This window comes from Noviherbaspirillum sp. (assembly GCF_036846085.1).
Taxonomy (GTDB): domain Bacteria; phylum Pseudomonadota; class Gammaproteobacteria; order Burkholderiales; family Burkholderiaceae_D; genus Noviherbaspirillum.
In genome coordinates, this window is record NZ_DAIUCO010000010.1 from 18842 (window position 1) to 40595 (window position 21754).

Annotated in this window: 19 protein-coding genes; 13 read left to right on the plus strand and 6 right to left on the minus strand. The window is 58.5% G+C overall.

From position 1 onward, the window contains the following. Positions 1-3: 3 nt before the first annotated feature. The gene (locus V7080_RS02270) at positions 4-1134 is read left to right on the plus strand and encodes a M14 family metallopeptidase (protein WP_334186772.1); all 1131 of its coding nucleotides are present in this window, start codon (positions 4-6) and stop codon (positions 1132-1134) included. Then, positions 1134-1598 carry a CYTH domain-containing protein gene (locus tag V7080_RS02275; RefSeq protein ID WP_334186773.1) on the plus strand — a complete coding sequence of 155 codons (465 nt, stop codon included), beginning with the start codon at positions 1134-1136 and terminating at the stop codon, positions 1596-1598. The genes V7080_RS02270 and V7080_RS02275 overlap by 1 nt, the downstream gene beginning before the upstream one ends. Positions 1599-1630: 32 nt before the next feature. Here the strand turns inward: V7080_RS02275 and V7080_RS02280 are convergent, their stop codons facing one another. From V7080_RS02280 to V7080_RS02305, 6 genes are all read right to left on the minus strand, one after another. Next, entirely contained in the window at positions 1631-2887 is a 1257-nt protein-coding gene (locus tag V7080_RS02280; RefSeq protein WP_334186774.1) for a DUF2863 family protein, read from the minus strand. Between the two features lie 262 nt (positions 2888-3149). Continuing rightward, positions 3150-3329 carry a hypothetical protein gene (locus V7080_RS02285; RefSeq protein WP_334186775.1) on the minus strand — a complete coding sequence of 60 codons (180 nt, stop codon included), beginning with the start codon at positions 3327-3329 and terminating at the stop codon, positions 3150-3152. A 263-nt stretch (positions 3330-3592) separates the two neighbouring features. Then, on the minus strand, positions 3593-6304 hold the full coding sequence (acnA, locus tag V7080_RS02290) for an aconitate hydratase AcnA (RefSeq protein WP_334186776.1): 2712 nt from the start codon (positions 6302-6304) through the stop codon (positions 3593-3595). Between the two features lie 150 nt (positions 6305-6454). Further along, complete coding sequence (locus V7080_RS02295; protein WP_334186777.1) at positions 6455-6949, minus strand: hypothetical protein; 495 nt, start codon at positions 6947-6949, stop codon at positions 6455-6457. 58 nt (positions 6950-7007) lie between these two features. Then, positions 7008-7976 carry an HpcH/HpaI aldolase/citrate lyase family protein gene (locus tag V7080_RS02300; RefSeq protein ID WP_334186778.1) on the minus strand — a complete coding sequence of 323 codons (969 nt, stop codon included), beginning with the start codon at positions 7974-7976 and terminating at the stop codon, positions 7008-7010. A gap of 65 nt (positions 7977-8041) precedes the next feature. Continuing rightward, on the minus strand, positions 8042-9031 hold the full coding sequence (locus V7080_RS02305; RefSeq protein WP_334186779.1) for a malate dehydrogenase: 990 nt from the start codon (positions 9029-9031) through the stop codon (positions 8042-8044). A 403-nt stretch (positions 9032-9434) separates the two neighbouring features. On the opposite strand from V7080_RS02305, the gene V7080_RS02310 reads away from it, so the two are divergent. The 11 genes from V7080_RS02310 (at position 9435) to V7080_RS02360 (ending at position 21752) form a co-directional block, all read left to right on the plus strand. After that, positions 9435-10226, plus strand: a complete 792-nt coding sequence (locus V7080_RS02310; protein WP_334186780.1) for a GntR family transcriptional regulator — start codon at positions 9435-9437, stop codon at positions 10224-10226. A gap of 138 nt (positions 10227-10364) precedes the next feature. Continuing rightward, complete coding sequence (gene sdhC, locus V7080_RS02315) at positions 10365-10799, plus strand: succinate dehydrogenase, cytochrome b556 subunit (RefSeq protein WP_334186781.1); 435 nt, start codon at positions 10365-10367, stop codon at positions 10797-10799. Next, positions 10800-11168, plus strand: a complete 369-nt coding sequence (gene sdhD, locus V7080_RS02320) for a succinate dehydrogenase, hydrophobic membrane anchor protein (protein ID WP_334186782.1) — start codon at positions 10800-10802, stop codon at positions 11166-11168. A gap of 2 nt (positions 11169-11170) precedes the next feature. Continuing rightward, complete coding sequence (gene sdhA / locus V7080_RS02325) at positions 11171-12949, plus strand: succinate dehydrogenase flavoprotein subunit (RefSeq protein WP_334186783.1); 1779 nt, start codon at positions 11171-11173, stop codon at positions 12947-12949. A 103-nt stretch (positions 12950-13052) separates the two neighbouring features. After that, positions 13053-13763, plus strand: a complete 711-nt coding sequence (locus V7080_RS02330) for a succinate dehydrogenase iron-sulfur subunit (RefSeq protein WP_326860840.1) — start codon at positions 13053-13055, stop codon at positions 13761-13763. 92 nt (positions 13764-13855) lie between these two features. Next, positions 13856-14125: an FAD assembly factor SdhE gene (locus V7080_RS02335; RefSeq protein WP_334186784.1), complete on the plus strand. Its 270-nt coding sequence runs from the start codon at positions 13856-13858 to the stop codon at positions 14123-14125. 60 nt (positions 14126-14185) lie between these two features. Continuing rightward, positions 14186-15490, plus strand: coding sequence for a citrate synthase (gene gltA, locus V7080_RS02340; protein ID WP_334186785.1), 1305 nt, complete (start codon positions 14186-14188; stop codon positions 15488-15490). Positions 15491-15711: 221 nt separating this feature from the next. After that, a complete protein-coding gene (locus V7080_RS02345) occupies positions 15712-18567 on the plus strand; it encodes a 2-oxoglutarate dehydrogenase E1 component (RefSeq protein ID WP_334186786.1) in 2856 nt (951 codons plus the stop codon). A 60-nt stretch (positions 18568-18627) separates the two neighbouring features. Further along, positions 18628-19914, plus strand: coding sequence for a 2-oxoglutarate dehydrogenase complex dihydrolipoyllysine-residue succinyltransferase (gene odhB / locus V7080_RS02350; protein WP_334186787.1), 1287 nt, complete (start codon positions 18628-18630; stop codon positions 19912-19914). Between the two features lie 64 nt (positions 19915-19978). Then, positions 19979-21406, plus strand: a complete 1428-nt coding sequence (gene lpdA, locus V7080_RS02355) for a dihydrolipoyl dehydrogenase (RefSeq protein WP_334186788.1) — start codon at positions 19979-19981, stop codon at positions 21404-21406. Positions 21407-21416: 10 nt separating this feature from the next. Beyond that, positions 21417-21752: a hypothetical protein gene (locus V7080_RS02360; RefSeq protein WP_334186789.1), complete on the plus strand. Its 336-nt coding sequence runs from the start codon at positions 21417-21419 to the stop codon at positions 21750-21752. The last annotated feature ends 2 nt before the right edge of the window (positions 21753-21754 follow it).

The following is a 21754-nucleotide window of genomic DNA, read 5'->3' on the forward strand; positions in this document are numbered from 1 at the left end:
TCCATGCCAATCCAAATCAGTGATCAGCTCGACGCCGGCGCGATCGTCGTCACGCAGGCAAATAGCCCGCACGATATTCAGCTTCAACTCCGCAAGGATTCCCATGCCGACTTTGCGCAGTGGTTCTATTTCCGTTTACAAGGAGCACGGAATGCGGCGTGCACCATGCGCATCCGGAATGCGGGCCAGGCGACGTATCCCGGTGGCTGGAAGGATTACCAGGCGGTGGCGAGCTACGACCGCAAGGATTGGTTTCGGGTGCCGACCTCGTTCGATGGAGAGGTCTTGACCATTCAGCATACGCCTGAACGCGACAGCGTCTATTACGCATACTTCGAGCCGTATTCCTGGGAACGTCATCTGGATATGGTGGCCCGTGCGCAGGCCTCGCCGCGTGTTCGCGGTGCTTGCCTTGGCAGCACCGTGGATGGCCGCGATATTGACTTGCTTGTGATCGGCGACCCTGCCGCCGCGAAAAAAATCTGGGTGATCGCACGCCAGCATCCGGGCGAGAGCATGGCGGAATGGTTTGTCGAGGGGATGGTCGACGCATTGACGGACAAGAGCAATCCGGTCGCGCGCCGCCTGTTGCAGCACGCGGTGTTGTACGTGGTTCCCAACATGAACCCTGATGGCGCGGTACGGGGCAATCTGCGTACGAACGCGGCGGGCGCCAATCTCAACCGCGAATGGATGGCGCCGTCGCCCGAGCGCAGCCCTGAGGTGTACGCGGTCCGAAACAAGATTCATGAAACCGGCTGCGATGTGTTTCTCGACGTGCATGGCGATGAAGCCTTGCCGTATGTGTTTGTTGCTGGTTGCGAGATGCTGGAGGGGTTCAGCGCGGAGCAGGCGGCGGAGCAGCAGGAATTCATCGAGGCGTTCAGGATGGCAAGCCCGGATTTTCAGACCGAGCACGGCTATGCCGCGTCGAAATACCGGGAAGAGATGTTGCAACTGGCATCAAAGTACATCGGCCATACCTTCAAATGCGTGTCGCTGACCCTCGAAATGCCGTTCAAGGATAATGCGCAGCTTCCGGATCCGCGCGTCGGCTGGAACGGTGCCCGCAGCGCCAGGCTGGGGGAAGCGGTTCTGCAGCCGATGCTGCGGATGGTCGGGAAGGAGTCGTAATGGGCGTAGAAATCGAACGCAAATTCCTGGTGCGCGATGCGCGCTGGAAGGCAATGGGGCAGGGCATGCTGATCCGGCAAGGCTATCTTTCGTCGCACGGCGATCGCATTGTGCGCGTGCGTATCCTGGACAAGGAAGCGGTTCTGACGATCAAGGGTCGAAGCAAGGGAGCGACACGCGGGGAATGGGAATATCCGATCCCGTTGGCCGATGCGGAAGTATTCCTCGACACGCTCTGCGAAAAGCCGCTTATCGAGAAATACCGGTATCGCATTCCGCACGACGGCATGACCTGGGAAGTCGATGAGTTCCTTGGTGAGAATGCCGGCCTGGTCGTGGCGGAAATCGAGCTGGATGCCGAGGACCAGGCGTTTTCAATTCCCGACTGGATCGGTGACGACGTGACGCACGATGCCCGCTATGTCAACGCCAATCTGCTGCGCCATCCATTCAGCAAATGGTAAGCAGAAGGACGTGAACGGAAGTAGGTGAGCGGTCAGTGGAAGTGGCCGGTCCCAGTTGGCGCATCGTCCGGCATTTCGGCATGCACCAGCTCCGCGTCCGGGTCCGGGTAGAGCGGTGCACCGCAGTCTTCGCAAAACTCCAATGGGAATCGCTCCGCATGCCGCTTGATGTGCACGATGCCGCATTCCCTCAGCAACGTCAGGATCTCTTCCAGCGGCGTGCGGCGCTCGGCGAGCATCGCATCTTCATCGCTGCTGCCCATGGTTTCCACCAGCGCCGCGACTTCCGGGTCAGCTTCGTCTTCCTGTCCATACAGCGGCCATACGACGCCATACACGACTTCCGGGCTGTGGCGCAGCGTGAAGCCGATCCTGTATTCATCGATGCGCGCTCCGATCGGCTGCTCGCCGAAGCCGCCGATGATGGCCCGCAGGTCCTGTGATTCAACGCCGAGCGTATTGGTGAGGTAATTGACCGCGGCGCTGATGGATGCGGGGCGGATCAGTTTATCGGCTTCCCGGCACGCAAAGTAATACGCCTCGGGTAACAGCAGTTCGATGCTGCAGCCCGGCAGCAGTTGCATGATGTTGGGCGTGGCTTGCGTGCGCCATTGCCTGTATGCCGGATCGCGTTCGGCCGGATTCAGTGCGGACTGCCAGCGGAACAGTGGCTCGCCCCTGGGCGCGGCGACCACCGCGAGCAGGTAGCGGGTATCGGCCAGAAAAGGCGCTGTTTCCGGCGGATTCGGCTGCGGACGAAGCGGTGCGTTCTTGATGACAGCCTGTGCCATGCGCTGGGTCAGTGCATAGGTCTCGGCATGGCTGCGTGGGAGTTGGTCGATGGCATACAAGGTGGGCGCAAGCAGGAGCCGCGCCTCGGCCGCAAGGACATGCGCCCCGAGATGCGCCGACAGGGTGGTGCGCATCTCCCCGGCGATCGGACCGGAGGCAATCGAATAGCGCGTCCAGGCAAGAATCGGCGCGGCGATCAGCAGCGCGTCGTATTCCACGCCGTCATGTTCGATCGTGCAGGACTCGCTGGCGGCCTCGGCCGCATCCATCAGGCAGTCATAAGCGCCGGGATCGGACTTGAAGAGGTGATCCAGTGCGGCATCGATGGTGTCCTGGTGGCCGGTTTTCAGAAGCTTGTGCAGCAGCTTGTCGAGGCCGTTTTCCCAGGACTTTTCCTCGGTCCGGCTGGAGGACTGCATCAGCCCTTGCGCAAGGTCAACGAGACGATGGCTGTCACTGGAAAGTTTGAGGGTGGTGCTTTTGGAAGGACGACGCATGGCGGATCAGACACTGGACAGAGGAGGGTATTGTAGTTGATTCAACGCCGGTATAGCGAGTCGGGATTCCGGGTGACCAAATCGAAGCATAGCGAAGCGTCGGCGGTCCGGTCTGCGCAAAGTCGACTTTCCGGTGGATAGGCGGAAAACGTGACTGCGGTGGCAGGGATGCACGACCTTGCTGGCGGGGTAATGCCGGGAATTGCGGAGAGATCGATGCACCGCGCGACGGGATTCGATCGCGCGGCAACGGGATGTGCAGTTACTTCGATGCGGGTGCGGGAGTGGCTGGTGTTGCCGGAGCAGGTGTCGCCGGTGCGGACGATTCCACAGGGCTGTGACCGCCTGCCTCACCTTGCATATCCACCTTATCGCCACCTTTCATGATGACGAACAACGCCAGCGCCGCAAAGGCAACAAACGCCAAGAAAATTTTCCACATAATCGTCTCCTGTTGAGGGTAGGTACAAAAACGCCGGCATACACCGGCGTTTCTTAGAACACGACAATACAGGACGTTGCTTACAGCTTGCTTGCAGCCTTCACCGGCGGTCCGCAGCGTGTATCAGTGACCCGATCTGTTGATTTGCATCAACTTGACATGCCACGCTGCCGGGACACCTTCGTCAGCATTCGCGGGGAAGGCGCCCGGCCTCCTGACGGAGCGGCGATGCGGATCGCATCACGAACTTCGTCGGGCAGTGCTTAAGCAGCCAGGAGCTGCCTGAGCACGAATGGCAGGATGCCGCCGTGCTTGTAGTAGTCGACTTCGATCGGCGTATCGATACGGAGCAGGACTTTGACCTCCTGCTTGCTGCCGTCGGCACGGTTGATCACCAATGTCGCCTGCTGCTGCGGTTTGATGTCGCTTTCGATCCCTTTCAGATCGAACGTCTCATTACCCGTGATGCCCAGCGTTGTGACGCTGTCGTCGCCGAGGAACTGCAGCGGCAATACGCCCATGCCGACCAGGTTGGAACGATGGATACGCTCGAACGAACGCGCGATGACCGCCTTGACGCCGAGCAATTGCGTGCCCTTTGCAGCCCAGTCGCGAGACGAACCGGTGCCATATTCTTCGCCAGCGAAGATCATGGTCGGCACATTGTCGCCGACGTATTTCATGGCCGCATCGTAGATGGACATTTCTTCGCCGGTTGGCTGATGGATCGTCAGGCCGCCTTCGACGCGGGAGCCGTCCGGCTTGGCCGGGATCATCAGGTTCTTGATGCGGACATTCGCGAATGTGCCGCGCATCATCACTTCATGGTTACCGCGGCGCGAGCCGTAGGAATTGAAGTCGGCTTTCAGAACGCCGTTTTCCAGCAGCCACTTGCCTGCCGGGCTGGTTTCCTTGATGGAGCCGGCCGGGGAGATGTGGTCGGTGGTGATCGAGTCGCCGAACACGCCAAGCGCACGTGCGCCGGAAATGCCTGTCGCTGCTTCTTTCGGCTGCATGGCGAAGCCTTCGAAGAACGGTGGCTCGGCGATGTAGGTGGATTTCGGCCAGTTGTAGACTTCGCCTTTTGCAACGCCCTTGATCTGCTCCCACAGTTTGCCTGGAGCGCCCTGTACGTCGGCGTAGTTTTCCTTGAAGGTCTTGGCGTTCATCGCAAACTTCATCAGCTTGTTGATTTCTTGCGAAGTCGGCCAGATATCGCCGAGGAAGATTTCCTTGCCGCCCTTGCCCTTGCCGACAGGCTCGGTCATCAGGTCGCGGGTCACATTGCCTGCGATCGCATACGCCACGACCAGCGGTGGGGAGGCGAGGAAATTGGAGCGGATGTTCGGGTGAATACGTGCTTCAAAGTTGCGGTTGCCCGACAGGACGGCGGACGCGACGATGTCGTTCTTCACGATCGCTTCGTTCATCGGCGGTGTCAGGTCGCCGGCATTGCCGATGCAGGTGGTGCAGCCGTAAGCCGTTACGCCGAAGCCGAGCTTTTCCAGGTAAGGCAGCAGGCCAGCCGCTTCCAGGTACTTGGTGACGACGCGCGATCCGGGAGCAAGCGAGGTCTTGATGTGCGGCGAGACGGTCAGGCCGGCTTCGACCGCTTTTTTCGCCAGCAGGCCGGCGGCCAGCAGGACGCTCGGATTCGAGGTGTTGGTGCAGGAGGTGATGGCGGCAATCAGCACGTCGCCGTTGCGGACCTTGATGCCGTCGGATGTCTCATACACCGCATCCAGATCTTCCTGCTTCTTGTTGAAGCCGTTGTCGGCAGGGGACTTGGAGAACAGGTCTGCAAAGGTCGACTTCACATTGCCGATTTCGATACGGTCTTGCGGACGCTTCGGACCGGCGAGCGACGGTGCCACGGTGCCGAGGTCGAGTTCGACCACCGAGGTGTAATCGATGTCGCCGGCGCGTGGAATGCCGAACAGGTTCTGCGCCTTGAAGTAATTCTCGAACGCATCGATTTCCGCCTTGGTGCGGCCGGTGCCCTTGAAGTAGTCGATCGTCGCTTCGTCGACAGGGAAGAAGCCCATGGTGGCGCCGTATTCCGGTGCCATGTTGCCGATGGTGGCGCGGTCGGTGGTGGACAGGGATGCTGTACCCTCGCCGAAGAATTCGACGAATTTGCCGACGACCTTGTGCTTGCGCAGCAGTTCGGTGATGGTGAGCACCAGGTCGGTCGCGGTAACGCCTTCGCGCAGTTGGCCGGTCAGGTTCACGCCGACCACATCCGGTGTAAGGAAGTAGACCGGCTGGCCCAGCATGCCGGCTTCCGCCTCGATGCCGCCCACGCCCCAGCCGACAACGCCGATACCGTTGATCATGGTGGTGTGGGAGTCGGTGCCGACCAGTGTGTCGGGATAGTAGACGTCAGCCTTTTTGTGCACGCCTCGCGCGAGGTATTCGAGGTTGACCTGGTGAACGATGCCGAAGCCCGGTGGAACCACGCCGAATGTGTCGAATGCCTGCATGCCCCATTTCATGAACTGGTAACGCTCATTGTTGCGCTGGAATTCCAGCTTCATGTTGAGGTCCAGCGCATTCTTCTGGCGGTAATGGTCGATTTGCACCGAGTGGTCAACCACGAGGTCGACCGGTACCAGCGGCTCGATGTTCTTTGGCTTTATACCCATCTTGGAGGCAACGCCGCGCATTGCTGCGAGGTCGGCGAGAAGAGGAACGCCGGTGAAGTCCTGCAACACGACCCGTGCCACGACGAACGGAATCTCGTTCACGCGCGCGGCATTCGGTTCCCAGCTCGCCAGTTCGCGCACATGTTCTTCGGTCACTTTCTTGCCGTCGCAATTGCGGAGCACCGATTCCAGCACGATGCGAATCGATACCGGCAGACGCGAGATGTTGATGCCGAGCTTTTTTTCGAGCGCCGGTAGCGAATAGAACTTGCCTTTTTTGGAATCCGAAATCTTGAATTCCTTCAGCGTATTCAGTGTGTTGCGGGACATGACCTCTCCTTAAATGCGAATCAACTGATTATAAAAATGACATTATTACGGGGACTTCAATGCAATGATCTCAATGCGATGAAATCAAATTCGGTACGTCTTGGGTGAAGGCGGCGAAGGCTTTATCCAGGCCTCGCCGCCTTTGCCCGGCTAATCACTAGCCAATGAGCTTTTCAGCAATCCCGGCGCCGCCATCTTGAGCTGCTCTGGATTTTTGCATTCGTTCGCGAGCTGCTGGCCCTTCTTCGAATCGAGCAGCATGCCCTTGGCGGGAATGTCGATCCATACCCAGCCGTTCTTGAGGTTCTCGAACCGGTTGGCGCCAGTCGTCGTCTCCACGCGGGTCATGCGACGAAGCTGCTTCTTGTAGCGCAGGGCGATGTGCTTGTTGTCCTCCTGATTCCGGAAGATGGTCAGCTTGTTGCCGAGTTCGCAATCATATTCCGTAGAAGCAGACGACGCGACGTCGGGTTCCTGATCATCGTCATCCGTCGCGGCGGCATCCGCTTTCGGCGCTGCCTTTTTGGCCGGCGCCTTCTTTGCGGCAGCTTTTTCGGCTTTCTTCTCGGCGTCGCTCTGTGCGTGAGCTGGGAATGCGAATGCCAGGCTGGCGGTGGCAAGAATCAGTATGTGGGGCAGTTTCATTCGTCGTCTCCGGGAGTGCGCGTGCCGGTTTGCATACCGGACAACACTGCACTTTTACTCATAACAGGCCCGCCGCCGCTTCCGGCATGGGCAGGCCACTCAATTTGGCTCGTTGCAGAATGGTCCAGTAGTACCGATAACTGGCTCTATCGTGCAGCTTGCCGTTGTATTGTATCGGTCCCCAGTGCGCATTCTTCGCTTCGTTGAGTATGGCTGTTGCGTCGTTGATCTCCGAGCTGCGAGGCGCCAGAGATTTGAGGATGGGTTTGATCTGGCCCGGATGAATGCTCCACATCCGGGTGTAGCCGAATTCCGAGGACGCCCGCTGCGCATCGCCGGCGACGACTGCGGTGTCCTTGATCTCCGTTGTCACGTTGTGCGAAGGCACTTTGCCGTATGCGTGGCAGGCCGCCGCGATCTCGAGCTTGGCGCGCGTCACCAGTGGATGGGTAAATTGTCCCGGGCTGCGCATCGCGTTGCCGGGGATCGCGCCGTAATGCGCCGATACGAAATCCATGATGCCGAACGACAGGCACTCGACTTGCGGCAATGCCGCGATCGCCCGCACATCGGCGAGGGCGCCATGGGTCTCTATCAGCACATGCAACGGCAGGTCGGAGCGTCCCGCCGCACCGGCAAACCGGTTGACGACCGAGGCAGCCTGTACGACATCCGCCAGGCATTCGACTTTTGGAAGGACGATATAGGCGAGGCGTTGCGCCTGTTCGCAAATGATGGATACGTCCTGTTCGAAAGAGGGATGCGTGCAGTCATGGACGCGTGCGCCGATGCGGCCGTGCGCATTCTCTTCGCTCGCGACCAGCGCCGCGATCAGGCGGGCGTGCGCTTCTTCATTGCCGGCGCTGGCGCCGTCTTCGCAGTCCAGCGTGATGTCAAAGACAGGACCAAGTTCTTGTTGCAGCGCAATCGATTTCCGCATCAGCTTTTCGGAGCCGGCGTAATGATCGCAGACCGGGATGGATGCCGGCTGGCGTTTACCCTGGAATAAGACCTCGGAAGGGTGCATGAAAACTTGACTTCTGTTGGGGGAAAGACAAGGACGCCGTAGCGCCCTTGTTTATTTTGCGTTACTTAGCCTACCAGGTGCTTCACGCCGTCACGCTCTTCCATGAGCTCTTTCAACGTGAGGTTGATGCGCTCCTGCGAGAATGCGTCGATCTGCAGGCCCTGGACGATGGAGTACTCGCCATTCTGCGTGGTCACCGGATAGCCGAACATCGTGCCTTCCGGGATGCCGTAGGAGCCGTCCGACGGAATGCCCATTGTGGTCCATTTGCCGTTGGTGCCGAGCACCCAGTCGCGCACGTGGTCAATGGCTGCGTTCGCTGCGGATGCCGCCGAAGACAGGCCGCGCGCCTCGATGATGGCCGCGCCGCGCTTGCCGACTGTCGGCAGGTACACATCCTTGGTCCATGCGTCATCGTTGACCAATGCCTTGGCCGGCTGACCGTCGACGGTCGCATGAGTGAAGTCGGCGTACATCGTGGGGGAATGATTGCCCCAGACGCACAGCTTCTCGATCGAGGTGACCGGCTTGCCGACCTTGGCTGCAAGCTGGGACAGCGCGCGGTTGTGGTCCAGGCGCAGCATTGCGGTGAAATTCTTGGATGGCAGGTTCGGTGCCGATTTCATGGCGATATAGGCATTGGTATTGGCCGGGTTGCCGACGACCAGCACCTTGACGTTGCGCGATGCGACGGCGTCGAGCGCCTTGCCCTGTACCGTGAAGATCTGGGCGTTTGCTTCGAGCAGGTCCTTGCGCTCCATGCCGGGGCCGCGCGGACGGGCGCCGACCAGCAGCGCAACGTCGATGTCCTTGAATGCGGTCATCGGGTCGCTGTGCGCAGTCATGCCTGCGAGAAGCGGAAACGCGCAGTCGTCGATTTCCATCATGACGCCCTTGAGCGCCTTCTGTGCTTTTTCGTCAGGGATTTCCAGCAGTTGCAGAATGACCGGCTGGTCTTTGCCAAGCATGTCGCCGTTGGCGATGCGGAAGAGCAGGGAATAGCCGATTTGACCGGCGGCACCGGTGACGGCGACGCGCATAGGGGCTTTAGCCATGTTGAATCTCCAGAGTGGTGAGAAGACGGTGTCGAAACTTGACAAGGTTTTAGGTAAGCTTGCAATGATACCGTTGAAACCCTGCCAAGCCTACTAGAGCGTCGGTCAAAAATGGGTGCGGGGCCGTCTCGAGCCTGCCGAAGTCGACTAAGTGGATGGCGCACCACCCACAGTACTTCGATTGTCTGACTGACCTTGCCCCCGAACGCATTTTCAACATCCGCTCAAAGCGGTTCAAGCTACATGCGTAATATGCGCCGCAAGCAATGCACAGCGTAAATATTGCCCGCGAGTGTAGGCTTAGCAGGCTGGTCTGTCAACGCCTATCTTATATCTTATATAAGACATATCACATCAATTTTTGCTGGACGGAAAGCGGCGTTTCGTGGTGAAATCGTAAGTTATGAGTTCCGTCCCGCCCAACATACCAAGCAGCGGCGCTTCCGGCGCAGGAGCGGGAGTTTCCAGCTCCGGCACGTCTCCCACTTTCAGTCCCCTTTACCAGCAAATCAAGGCGCTCATCACGCAAAGCCTGCAGTCCGGCGAGTGGAAGCCGGGCGAGTTGATCCCGAGCGAGGTCGAGCTTGCCAATCGCTTCAAGGTCAGCCAGGGCACCGTTCGCAAAGCGATCGACGAACTTGCCGCTGAAAATCTTGTGGTGCGGCGGCAAGGCAAGGGAACGTTTGTCGCCACCCACCACGAAGCCCGCGCGCAGTTCCGGTTCCTGAGGCTGATGCCGGATGCGGGTGAGCCGCATTACGCCGAAAACAGGATCCTGGATGTCAAGCGCCTGCGCTCGCCAGCCGAGCTCGCGCGCCTGCTGGACATCAAATCGGGCGATTCCGTGATTTTTATCAAGCGTGTGCAGTCCTTCGACGCCATCCCCACCATCGTCGAGGAGATCTGGCTGCCTGGTGTCCTGTTCAAAGGTTTGACTGCGGAACGATTGAGCGAATACAAGGGGCCAATGTACGGCCTGTTCGAGACGGAGTTCGGCACCCGGATGATTCGCGCGACCGAGAAGATCCGGGCGGTCTCCGCCGATGAGCAGACGGCGGAATTGTTGGGGATTGAGGTCTCTACGCCCTTGTTAAGTGTCGAGAGGGTGTCATATACGTATGGCGACAAGCCGGTGGAAGTGAGGCGTGGTTTGTACCTGACAGACCGGCATCACTATCAAAATGAGTTGAGCTGAGCATCTGTCGCCACCGTTTCCGGAGGGCGCAATTTCTGGTTGATAACAAACTTATTGCGCACGATGCATAATATCAGTTGGTGTGCTGCACAAAAATCGGCGAAAATTACGTGATTGTTAAGCTCTGGAGGTCTTGTCATGTCTGAAGCCATAAATAAGCCCCGGCGGGAACCGGTAACAAAACCCCGGCGGGACTATGGCGTAATGAGTTTTGCACAAACCGTGCATTACCGTCTGCCGCTAGCCGGCTTTGTATCCATCTTTCACCGCGTCAGCGGCGGACTGATGTTCCTGCTTCTCCCATTCATCCTTTACATGCTCGACCAGAGCCTGATCTCCGAAATCTCATTCGAGTATTTCAAAGGATTCGTTTCCCACTGGTTCGTCAAGCTTGTCATTCTGGCCTTGGTCTGGGCCTATCTCCACCATTTCTGCGCCGGCATTCGCCACCTGGTCATGGATCTGCATGTTGGACTGGACAAGGATAGCGCACGCAAATCCGCAGTCGGCGTATTCGCCATCAGTCTTCCGCTGACCTTGCTGGTGGCATTGAAATTGTTCGGAGCATTCTAAATGGCAAAAAATAACATCGGACCGAAGCGTCTTGTTGTCGGCGCGCATTACGGCCTTCGTGACTGGCTGGCGCAACGCGTCACTGCAATCGTCATGGCGGTGTACACGGTCATCCTGCTTGTCGCATTTCTTTCCGCAAATAATTTCGGTTACGAGGGCTGGGCAGGGCTGTTCTCCCACCAGTGGTTCAAGATCGCCACCTTCGTCACTTTGCTTTCGCTGTTCTACCACGCCTGGGTCGGTATGCGAGACATCTGGATGGACTATGTCACCGGATCGGTCGCCTTGCGGCTTGTTTTTCAAATCGCTACCGTCGTATGGCTCATCGGCTGCGCCGGTTGGGCAGCGCAGATCATCTGGAGAACCTAATCGTGGCAGCTATCAAATCTTCCATTCCTTCACGTCGCTTTGATGCCGTGATCGTCGGAGCCGGCGGTTCCGGCATGCGCGCTTCCCTGCAACTCGCCGAAGCCGGCCTGAATGTCGCAGTTCTGTCCAAGGTCTTCCCGACCCGTTCGCATACCGTGGCGGCGCAAGGCGGCATCGGCGCCTCGCTGGGCAATATGTCGGAAGACAACTGGTACTGGCATATGTTCGATACCGTCAAGGGATCGGACTACCTGGGTGACCAGGATGCTATCGAATTCATGTGCCGCGAGGCGCCGAAAGTGGTCTACGAGCTGGAACATTTCGGCATGCCGTTCGACCGCAATCCGGATGGCACGATTTATCAGCGCCCGTTCGGCGGTCATACCGCCAATTTCGGTGAAAAGCCGGTGCAGCGTGCCTGCGCGGCGGCGGACCGGACCGGTCATGCCTTGCTGCACACCCTGTATCAGCGAAACGTTCGCGCCAAGACACATTTCTTCGTTGAATGGATGGCCATCGACCTCGTGCGTGATGCCGAAGGCGATGTGCTCGGCGTCGTTGCGCTTGAGATGGAAACCGGTGAGGTGATGATCCTCGAAGCGAAGACGACGCTGTTTGCAACTGGCGGAGCAGGGCGTATCTGGGCGGCGTCCACGAATGCGTTCATCAATACCGGCGACGGCATGGGCATGGCGGCTCGCGCGGGTCTGCCGCTCGAAGACATGGAGTTCTGGCAGTTTCACCCGACCGGCGTGTCCGGTGCAGGTGTGCTGATCACGGAAGGCGTACGCGGCGAGGGCGGTATCCTCATCAACTCCAACGGCGAACGTTTCATGGAGCGCTATGCGCCCACGCTGAAGGATCTGGCGCCGCGGGACTTCGTATCCCGTTCGATGGACCAGGAAATCAAGGAAGGCCGCGGTTGCGGCCCGAACAAGGATCACGTGTTGCTGGACCTGCGCCATATCGGCGCCGATACCATCAAGAAACGTCTGCCGTCGATTCTCGAGATCGCACACAAGTTTGCGAATGTCGATGCAACCAAGGAACCAATTCCCGTCGTGCCGACGATCCATTACCAGATGGGTGGAATCCCGACCAATGTGTATGGCCAGGTCGTGGTGCCGAAGAACGGCAATCCGAATGAAATCGTCAACGGCATGTATGCGATCGGCGAGTGTGCCTGCGTATCCGTGCACGGCGCAAACCGCCTCGGCACCAATTCGCTGCTCGACCTCGTCGTTTTCGGTCGCGCCGCCGGCAATCACATCGTCCAGAGCAACCTGAAAGCGCAAAGCCACAAGCCGCTGCCGGCAGACGCTGCCGATCTGGCAATGTCCCGTCTGGCACGACTGGAGTCGAGCACAGGTTCTGAGCGCGTACAGGATGTTGCGAATGCGATCCGTGCGACGATGCAGCAGTTCTGCGGCGTGTTCCGTACGGATGAGTTGCTGCAGACCGGCGTGCGCAAGATCATGGAACTCGACGAGCGGCGCAAGCATGTGTCGTTCAAGGACAAGTCGATGGTGTTCAATACAGCCCGCGTGGAGGCGCTGGAGTTGGACAATCTGATCGAGACCGCCAAGGCAACCATCGTATCGGCTGCCGCTCGCAAGGAATCACGTGGCGCCCATGCGCATAGGGACTATGAGCAGCGCGACGACGAAAACTGGATGAAGCACACCCTGTTCTTCTCCGAAGGCAACCGCCTCGATTACAAGCCGGTGAACACCAAGCCGTTGACGGTGGAGACCTTCAAGCCGAAAGCAAGGACGTTTTAATTTATCGGTGCCGGCTCCAGGTGAACCGGCACTGAAACAGATTTCAGGAAGCAGGCGGCATTTCGGTCGGCCTGCTTCCGCAAATTTTCGATAAGGCCAGAACATGCCACGTACTCTCAAGTTTCAGATTTATCGCTACGATCCGGACAAGGATGCCAAGCCTTACATGCAGGACTTGACGGTAGAACTCCAGGATACCGACAAGATGCTGCTGGATGCGCTGCAGCGTATCAAGTCGGATGTGGATGACTCGCTCGCGTTGCGCCGTTCCTGCCGGGAAGGCGTGTGCGGTTCGGATGCAATGAACATCAACGGCAAGAACGGTCTTGCCTGCACGACCAACCTGAACGAATTGAGCCAGCCGATCGTGTTGCGTCCTTTGCCGGGGTTGCCGGTCATCCGCGATCTTATCGTCGACATGACGCAATTCTTCAAGCAATACCATTCGATCAAGCCGTTCCTCATCAATGAAAGCATCCCGCCGGAGAAGGAGCGTCTCCAGTCGCCGGCCGAGCGCGAGGAACTGGACGGCCTGTACGAGTGCATTCTGTGCGCATGCTGCTCGACATCCTGCCCGTCATTCTGGTGGAATCCAGACAAGTTCGTCGGTCCGGCCGGTCTGCTGCAGGCATATCGCTTCATCGCTGACAGCCGTGACCAGGCGACCAACGAGCGTCTTGATAACCTCGAAGATCCATACCGCCTGTTCCGTTGTCACACGATCATGAACTGCGTGGATGTGTGTCCGAAAGGCCTGAATCCGACCCGGGCGATCGGCAAGGTCAAGGAATTGATGGTGCGCCGTACGGTGTAACCGTCCTCAGGGCGGGACAGATGATGTCCCGCCTTGTTTTTGCGCCAGCGGACTTTTCTCGCGGACGGCGCATGCATTAAGCGAATGAACATATGTCGATACCCCACCAGGCGGACCCGGTAAAAAGAGCCAGGCTTCGCTGGCGCGCACGTCGCGGCCTGCTTGAAAACGATCTGATCATCAGCCGCTTTCTGGATGCCCACGAAGCGAGCATGACCGATGCAGAGGTCGAGGCATTTTCCAGCCTGATGGATTTGGCAGATGGCGAGTTGATGGATCTGCTGTTGGCGCGCAAAGAGCCCGACGGAGAACTGGATTCGCCGCATATCCATGCGTTGCTGGAGAGAATGCGCAAGGCCTGACGCGGACTATATTAATTTTTTTAACCATCGACTTACCCCTCCTTATTTAAAGGAAGAGACATGACCAATTCTGATATAAAAGCAACGCTTTCGTTTTCCGACGGTTCCCCTTCGCTGGAGCTTCCTATCTATAAGGGCACGGTCGGTCCGGATGTCATTGATATCCGCAAGCTGTATGGGGCAACGGGCAAATTCACCTATGACCCCGGATTCATGTCGACTGCTGCCTGTAACTCGTCAATCACATACATCGACGGCGACAAGGGCGAACTGCTGTATCGCGGCTACCCAATCGAGCAACTGGCAGTCAATTGCGACTTCCTTGAGACTTGCTACCTGCTGCTCAACGGCGAACTGCCGAACGCAGACCAGAAGAAGAAGTTCGTCAGCACCGTAACCAACCACACAATGGTTCACGAGCAGATGCAGTTCTTCTTCCGTGGATTCCGCCGTGACGCGCACCCGATGTCGGTGCTGGTCGGTACGGTGGGCGCTCTGGCATCCTTCTACCACGACTCGCTGGATATCAATGATCCGCACCATCGTGAAGTGTCGGCGATCCGCTTGATCGCAAAGATGCCGACGCTGGTTGCGATGGCATACAAATATTCCGTCGGACAGCCTTTCGTCTATCCACGCAACGACCTCTCCTACAGCGCCAACTTCATGCGCATGATGTTCTCGACGCCATGCGAAGAGTACAAGGTCAATGACGTCCTGGTACGTGCACTCGATCGCATCCTGATTCTGCACGCGGACCACGAGCAGAACGCATCGACATCGACGGTGCGTTTGTCGGGATCGTCAGGCGCCAATCCGTTCGCATGTATCGCTGCCGGTATCGCCTGCCTGTGGGGTCCTGCCCACGGCGGCGCCAACGAAGCCGCACTGAACATGCTCAAGGAAATCGGCACGGTCGACAAGATCGGCGAGTTCGTCAAGCAGGTGAAGGACAAGAACTCCGGCGTCAAGCTGATGGGCTTTGGCCACCGTGTTTATAAAAACTACGACCCGCGTGCCAAGCTGATGCGCGAGACCTGCCATGAAGTTCTGAACGAACTGGGCCTGCAGAACGATCCGTTGTTCAAGCTTGCAATGGCACTGGAGAAGGTGGCCCTGGAAGATGAATACTTCGTATCCCGCAAACTTTATCCAAATGTCGACTTCTACTCCGGCATCGTACAGTCCGCTCTCGGTATTCCTGTTTCGCTGTTCACCGGTATCTTCGCGATGGCGCGTACCGTCGGCTGGATTGCCCAATGGAACGAGATGATTTCCGATCCTGAACAAAAGATCGGTCGTCCGCGCCAGCTGTTCGTCGGTTCGGAGCCGCGTGCAGTACCGCCGATGGACAAGCGCAAGTAAATTGCGATTTGCCTGATGCGAAAAAAGCGGGTCCTTTGTGGCCCGCTTTTTTGTTGACCGGAATAACTATGCTATTCTAGCGGCTCGATCGTATCCGAACACTTCAGGTCACGTAGCCCTTCCCCCCACAACTTGATGTGCGATCCGCTAACCGGTCAGGCCGTGTCGCGGAAGGTTTAATAACCCGCTAATCTCGCGAAACGCGAAGAAAGGTGAGCAAGATGATGCAGCAGTACTTCTCCAATTCCTATCTGTTTGGAGGAAACGCACCGTACGTTGAAGAACTGTACGAGGCTTACCTCAACAATCCCGGCTCCGTGCCTGACAACTGGCGCGCCTATTTCGACGCGATGCAGAACGTCCCGGCGGTCGATGGCTCGACCAAGCCCGATGTCGCTCACGCCCCAGTAATCGCATCATTCGCAGAACGCGCCAAGCAAGGCCCGATTCGCACCGTAACCGCGTCGACCGACATGGAAATGGGGCGCAAGCGTGTCGCCGCAACACAATTGATTGCCGCATATCGCTTCCTCGGAAACCGCTGGGCCAATCTCGATCCGCTGCAGCGCCAGGAACGTCCCGCCATTCCGGAATTGGAGCCGAATTTCTACGGTTTCACCGATGCGGATATGGACATCGTCTTCAATATCAGCAATACCTACTTCGGACCCGAGACCGCGTCTTTGCGCGATCTGCTCAATGCCTTGCGCGACACCTATTGCCGGTCGATCGGCGCTGAATTCATGTACGTCAGCGATCCGGCACAGAAGCGCTGGATCCAGGAGCGCCTGGAATCGGTCCGTTCGACACCGAACTTCTCCGACCAGAAAAAACGCCATATTCTGGAACGTTTGACCGCCGCGGAAGGCCTGGAACGCTATCTGCATACCCGGTACGTCGGCCAGAAACGTTTCTCGCTCGAAGGCGGGGAAAGCTTCATCGCATCCCTCGACGAAACCATCCAGCGCGCCGGTGAAAAGGGCGTTCAGGAAATCGTCATTGGCATGGCCCATCGTGGCCGCCTGAATGTGTTGGTCAACACGCTAGGCAAGATGCCGCAGGATCTGTTTGCCGAATTCGAAGGCAAGCACGCCGACGATCTGCCTGCCGGCGACGTCAAGTATCACCAAGGCTTCTCGTCCGACATTACGACGCCGGGCGGTCCGGTGCACCTTTCGCTGGCGTTCAATCCATCGCACCTCGAAATCGTCAATCCCGTCGTCGAGGGATCGGTCAAGGCCCGCATGGAGCGCCGCGGCGACAAGGACGGATCGCAGGTCATGCCGATCCTGGTGCACGGTGACGCCGCCTTCGCCGGCCAGGGCGTCGTCATGGAAACCCTGAACCTGGCGCAGACACGTGGATATGGCACAGGCGGTACGGTGCACATCGTCATCAACAACCAGATCGGTTTTACGACGTCCGACCCACGCGATTCCCGCTCGACGCTGTATTGCTCCGACGTCGTCAAGATGATCGAAGCGCCCGTGCTGCATGTCAACGGCGACGATCCGGAAGCGGTGGTATTTGCGACCCAGATCGCGCTCGACTACCGCCTCGAGTTCAAGAAGGACATCGTTGTCGATATCGTGTGCTTCCGTAAGCTGGGCCACAACGAGCAGGACACGCCTGCCCTGACACAGCCGCTGATGTACAAGAAAATCGGCCAGCATCCCGGCACGCGCAAACTGTATGCCGACAAGCTTGTCGCCCAAGGCACGATTCCGGGCGAAGGCGGCGACGAAATGGTCAAGGCATACCGCGATGCAATGGATGCCGGGCGCCATACCGTCGATCCGGTCATCTCCAACTTCAAGAGCAAGTATGCGGTCGACTGGATGCCGTTCCTCAACCGCAAATGGACCGATGCCGCCGATACCTCGGTGCCGCTGGCCGAGTTGAAGCGCCTCGCATCCCGCATTACCACTGTGCCTGAGAACTTCAAGGTCCACCCGCTGGTTGAAAAGGTGCTGAACGACCGTGCGGCGATGGGGCAGGGCGAACTCAATCTCGATTGGGGCATGGGTGAGCACCTGGCTTATGCATCGCTGGTGTCCTCCGGCTATGCGGTGCGGTTGACCGGACAGGATGCCGGACGCGGTACGTTCGTCCACCGTCACGCGGTGCTGCACGACCAGAACCGTGAACGCTGGGACGCGGGCAGCTACATCCCGTTGCAAAACGTGTCCGAGAATCAGGCGCCGTTCGCCGTCATCGATTCGGTGCTGTCCGAAGAGGCGGTGCTTGGCTTCGAATACGGGTATTCGACTGCCGAGCCGAATACCCTGACCATCTGGGAAGCGCAGTTCGGCGACTTCGCGAATGGCGCACAGGTCGTGATCGACCAGTTCATCAGTTCCGGTGAGGTGAAATGGGGCCGGGCCTCCGGCCTGGTGATGATGCTGCCGCACGGCTATGAAGGCCAGGGGCCGGAACACTCGTCGGCTCGCCTGGAGCGCTATCTGCAGCTCTGCGCAGACAACAATATGCAGGTGGTGCAGCCAACGACGGCCGCCCAGATTTTCCACCTGCTGCGCCGCCAGATGATTCGCCTGTTCCGCAAGCCGCTGGTCATCATGACACCGAAGTCGCTGCTGCGTAACAAGGATGCCGGTTCGCCGCTGTCCGAACTGGCGAAAGGTTCGTTCCAGACGGTGATCGGCGAGGTGGACGAGAAGATCGATCCGAAGAAGGTCAAGCGCGTCATCGCCTGCTCCGGCAAGGTGTACTACGAACTGGTCAATGCGCGCAAGGAACGTGCGCAGACCGACACGGCCATCATCCGCGTCGAGCAACTTTATCCGTTCCCGCACAAGGCCTTCGCGGCGGAATTGAAGCGCTTCCCCAACTTCACCGAACTGGTCTGGGCACAGGACGAACCGCAGAACCAGGGTCCCTGGTTCCAGATCCAGCACAACATTTTCGAAAACCTGGAAGACGGCCAGAAACTGGCATACGCAGGTCGTCCCGCCAGCGCATCGCCCGCGGTCGGCTATTACGACAAGCACTATGCGCAACAGAAGGCATTGATCGACACCGCGTTTTCCAAGCTCAAAGGTTTTGTGCTGACCAAATAAAGACCCGGCGGCACGCTAGAAGCTGGCGTGCCGAACGAACAACCCGAAACGGAGAGTTACATGGCAATTCTTGAAGTCAAAGTTCCACAACTGTCGGAATCCGTCGCCGAAGCGACGCTGTTGCAGTGGCATAAAAAGGTAGGCGACGTCGTCACGCGTGACGAAAACATGATCGACATCGAGACCGACAAGGTCGTGCTCGAGTTGCCTGCGCCGGACAGCGGCGTGATTACCGAAGTCATCAAGGGCGATGGCAGCACGGTGGTGGCCGGCGAAGTTATTGCAAAAATCGATACCGAAGCGAAGGCCGGCACCGCGGTGGCCGCCGCGCCGGCACCGGCACCTTCAACATCGACGGCGTCTGCGGGCGCGTCCGATCCTGTAGGTGCAGCAATTTCCGCCCTTGCTGCCAAGGCACCAGCTGGTTCCAGCGGTGTCGCGATGCCTGCTGCCGCAAAGATGCTGTCCGAAAACAAAATGACCGCCAGCCAGGTCGCCGGCACCGGACGTGATGGCCGCGTCACCAAAGGCGACGTCATCAACGCAACCCAGAACAAGGCTGCCGCCGTTCCTGCTCCGGCACCCGCCGCGCCATCCAAGCCTGCATTGCAGCAGGTCGCCGCGCCTGTTTCGCCCAACCTGGCAAACCGCCCGGAAGAACGCGTGCCGATGAGCCGCCTGCGTGCCCGTATCGCGGAACGCCTGCTGCAGTCGCAGTCGACCAACGCGATCCTGACGACCTTCAATGAAGTGAACATGTTGCCGGTGATGGAACTGCGCAATAAGTACAAGGACAAGTTCGAAAAAGAGCATGGCGTGAAGCTCGGCTTCATGTCGTTCTTTGTCAAAGCCGCTGTAGCCGCACTGAAAAAATATCCGGTCATCAATGCGTCGGTCGACGGTAACGACATCGTCTACCACGGCTATTTCGATATCGGTATCGCCGTCGGTTCGCCGCGCGGCCTGGTCGTCCCCATCCTGCGCGATGCGGACCAGATGTCCATCGCGGAAATTGAAAAGAAAATCGCCGAATTCGGTGTAAAGGCCAAGGACGGCAAGCTGACGCTGGAGGAATTGACCGGAGGAACGTTCTCGATCTCCAACGGCGGTGTTTTCGGTTCGATGCTGTCGACGCCGATCATCAACCCGCCGCAGTCCGCCATCCTCGGCGTGCACGCGACCAAGGATCGCCCGGTCGTCGAGAACGGTCAGATCGTCATTCGTCCGATGAACTATCTCGCCATGTCGTACGACCACCGCATTATCGACGGACGTGAAGCCGTCCTCGGACTGGTCGCCATGAAGGAAGCGCTGGAAGATCCCGCACGCTTGCTGCTGGATCTCTGATGGCGTCTTGCCGGGATTGCGACGCTCGCAATCCCGGTTTTTCATACGGCTAAATAGGTTGAATATGTCAAAAATTTTTGATGTGGTGGTTATTGGGGGCGGCCCCGGCGGGTATGTCGCAGCGATTCGCGCTGCGCAGCTTGGTTTTTCGGCCGCTTGTATCGACGACTGGAAAAATGCCAAGGGCGGTCCTGCCCCAGGCGGCACGTGCACCAATGTCGGCTGCATTCCATCCAAGGCGCTGTTGCAGTCATCCGAGAATTTCGAACATGCGGGGCACGGTTTTGCCGAGCACGGGATCGAGGTCAAGGGCCTCACCCTGAATCTGGGTCAAATGCAGGCGCGCAAGGACAATGTCGTCAAGCAGAACAATGACGGCATTCTCTATCTCTTCAAGAAAAACAAGGTCACGTTTTTCCATGGCCGCGGCAGTTTTGAAAAAGCCGATAGCGGCGGATATGCGATCAAGGTAACCGGCGCGAGCGAAGAGATAATTACCGGCAAGCACATCATTCTCGCAACCGGCTCCAATCCGCGTGCATTGCCCAGCGCACCGTTCGATGAGAATCTGATCCTGTCCAATACCGGTGCACTCGCGATCGATGGCGTGCCGAAGAAGCTGGGAGTGATCGGCGCCGGCGTGATCGGACTGGAAATGGGAAGCGTCTGGCGCCGCCTCGGAGCGGAAGTCACGGTGCTGGAAGCCCTTCCGGCATTCCTCGGCGCGGTCGATGAGCAGATTGCGAAGGAAGCGTTCAAGCTCTTTACCAAGCAAGGTCTGGCCATTCATTTGGGCGTGAAAATCGGTGCGATTACCGCAGGCAAGAAAGACGTAACCGTTGAATACACCGATGACAAGGGCGCTGCCCAGACTGCGGTGTTCGACAAGTTGATCGTATCGATCGGACGAGTGCCGAACACGATCGGTTTGAATGCCGAAGGTGTTGGCCTGAAACTCGACGAGCGTGGATTCATCGCGGTGGACGACGACTGCAAGACCAATCTTCCCAATGTGTGGGCAATCGGCGACGTGGTGCGTGGCCCGATGCTCGCCCATAAGGCGGAGGAAGAGGGCGTTGCGGTTGCCGAGCGTATTGCGGGTCAGCATGGGCACGTGAACTTCAACACAATTCCCTGGGTCATATATACATCCCCGGAAATCGCGTGGGTTGGCAAGACCGAGCAGCAATTGAAGGCCGAAGGCGTTGCCTATAAGTCGGGCACCTTCCCGTTCATGGCGAATGGTCGTGCTCGCGCGCTCGGTGATACCTCCGGTATGGTGAAGTTCCTGGCTGATGCCAAGAGCGACGAGATCCTTGGCGTGCATATGATCGGTCCGGTTGTCTCGGAACTGATCTCCGAAGCGGTCGTAGCAATGGAATTCCGTGCGTCCGCTGAAGATATCGCACGTATCTGTCACGCCCATCCGTCGCTTTCGGAAGCCACCAAGGAGGCCGCGCTGGCGGTCGACAAGCGTTCGCTTAACTTTTAAGAGGTCTGAAATGCGTCGTTCGATCTTGCTCCTGCCGCTGCTGATTGCTGCCTGCGCCACGACAGGATCGGACGGCGAGATTGCGATCGATACGGCCGTCAATGGTCAGCAATTGCCGGGCGCCAACTGCCTGGTTTCGACCAATAGCGGCAGCTGGAATGTCACTACTCCGGCATCGGTGAATGTCGGCAGTGCCAATGGCGATCTGCGGATTGTGTGCAATCGTGGCGGCTATCGAACCTCCGAGATGGTCTACCGGCCTTCCGGACCAGTCGGTTCGAATGTCGGTCTCGGTGTCGGCGGCGGCGGCCGCGTTCCTGGAGGTGCTGCACGCCGCGCGGGGTGAGG

Excerpts from the sequence above, each read along its gene's own strand:
- V7080_RS02275 (WP_334186773.1), top strand. The coding sequence starts at position 1,134 with ATGGGCGTAGAAATCGAACGCAAATTCCTGGTGCGCGATGCGCGCTGG.
- sdhC (WP_334186781.1), top strand. The coding sequence starts at position 10,365 with ATGTCTGAAGCCATAAATAAGCCCCGGCGGGAACCGGTAACAAAACCC.
- V7080_RS02295 (WP_334186777.1), bottom strand. The coding sequence starts at position 6,949 with ATGAAACTGCCCCACATACTGATTCTTGCCACCGCCAGCCTGGCATTC.
- V7080_RS02300 (WP_334186778.1), bottom strand. The coding sequence starts at position 7,976 with ATGCACCCTTCCGAGGTCTTATTCCAGGGTAAACGCCAGCCGGCATCC.
- V7080_RS02270 (WP_334186772.1), top strand. The coding sequence starts at position 4 with ATGCCAATCCAAATCAGTGATCAGCTCGACGCCGGCGCGATCGTCGTC.
- acnA (WP_334186776.1), bottom strand. The coding sequence starts at position 6,304 with ATGTCCCGCAACACACTGAATACGCTGAAGGAATTCAAGATTTCGGAT.
- sdhD (WP_334186782.1), top strand. The coding sequence starts at position 10,800 with ATGGCAAAAAATAACATCGGACCGAAGCGTCTTGTTGTCGGCGCGCAT.
- V7080_RS02335 (WP_334186784.1), top strand. The coding sequence starts at position 13,856 with ATGTCGATACCCCACCAGGCGGACCCGGTAAAAAGAGCCAGGCTTCGC.
- V7080_RS02310 (WP_334186780.1), top strand. The coding sequence starts at position 9,435 with ATGAGTTCCGTCCCGCCCAACATACCAAGCAGCGGCGCTTCCGGCGCA.
- gltA (WP_334186785.1), top strand. The coding sequence starts at position 14,186 with ATGACCAATTCTGATATAAAAGCAACGCTTTCGTTTTCCGACGGTTCC.
- lpdA (WP_334186788.1), top strand. The coding sequence starts at position 19,979 with ATGTCAAAAATTTTTGATGTGGTGGTTATTGGGGGCGGCCCCGGCGGG.
- V7080_RS02330 (WP_326860840.1), top strand. The coding sequence starts at position 13,053 with ATGCCACGTACTCTCAAGTTTCAGATTTATCGCTACGATCCGGACAAG.
- V7080_RS02345 (WP_334186786.1), top strand. The coding sequence starts at position 15,712 with ATGATGCAGCAGTACTTCTCCAATTCCTATCTGTTTGGAGGAAACGCA.
- V7080_RS02285 (WP_334186775.1), bottom strand. The coding sequence starts at position 3,329 with ATGTGGAAAATTTTCTTGGCGTTTGTTGCCTTTGCGGCGCTGGCGTTG.
- V7080_RS02360 (WP_334186789.1), top strand. The coding sequence starts at position 21,417 with ATGCGTCGTTCGATCTTGCTCCTGCCGCTGCTGATTGCTGCCTGCGCC.
- V7080_RS02305 (WP_334186779.1), bottom strand. The coding sequence starts at position 9,031 with ATGGCTAAAGCCCCTATGCGCGTCGCCGTCACCGGTGCCGCCGGTCAA.
- odhB (WP_334186787.1), top strand. The coding sequence starts at position 18,628 with ATGGCAATTCTTGAAGTCAAAGTTCCACAACTGTCGGAATCCGTCGCC.
- V7080_RS02280 (WP_334186774.1), bottom strand. The coding sequence starts at position 2,887 with ATGCGTCGTCCTTCCAAAAGCACCACCCTCAAACTTTCCAGTGACAGC.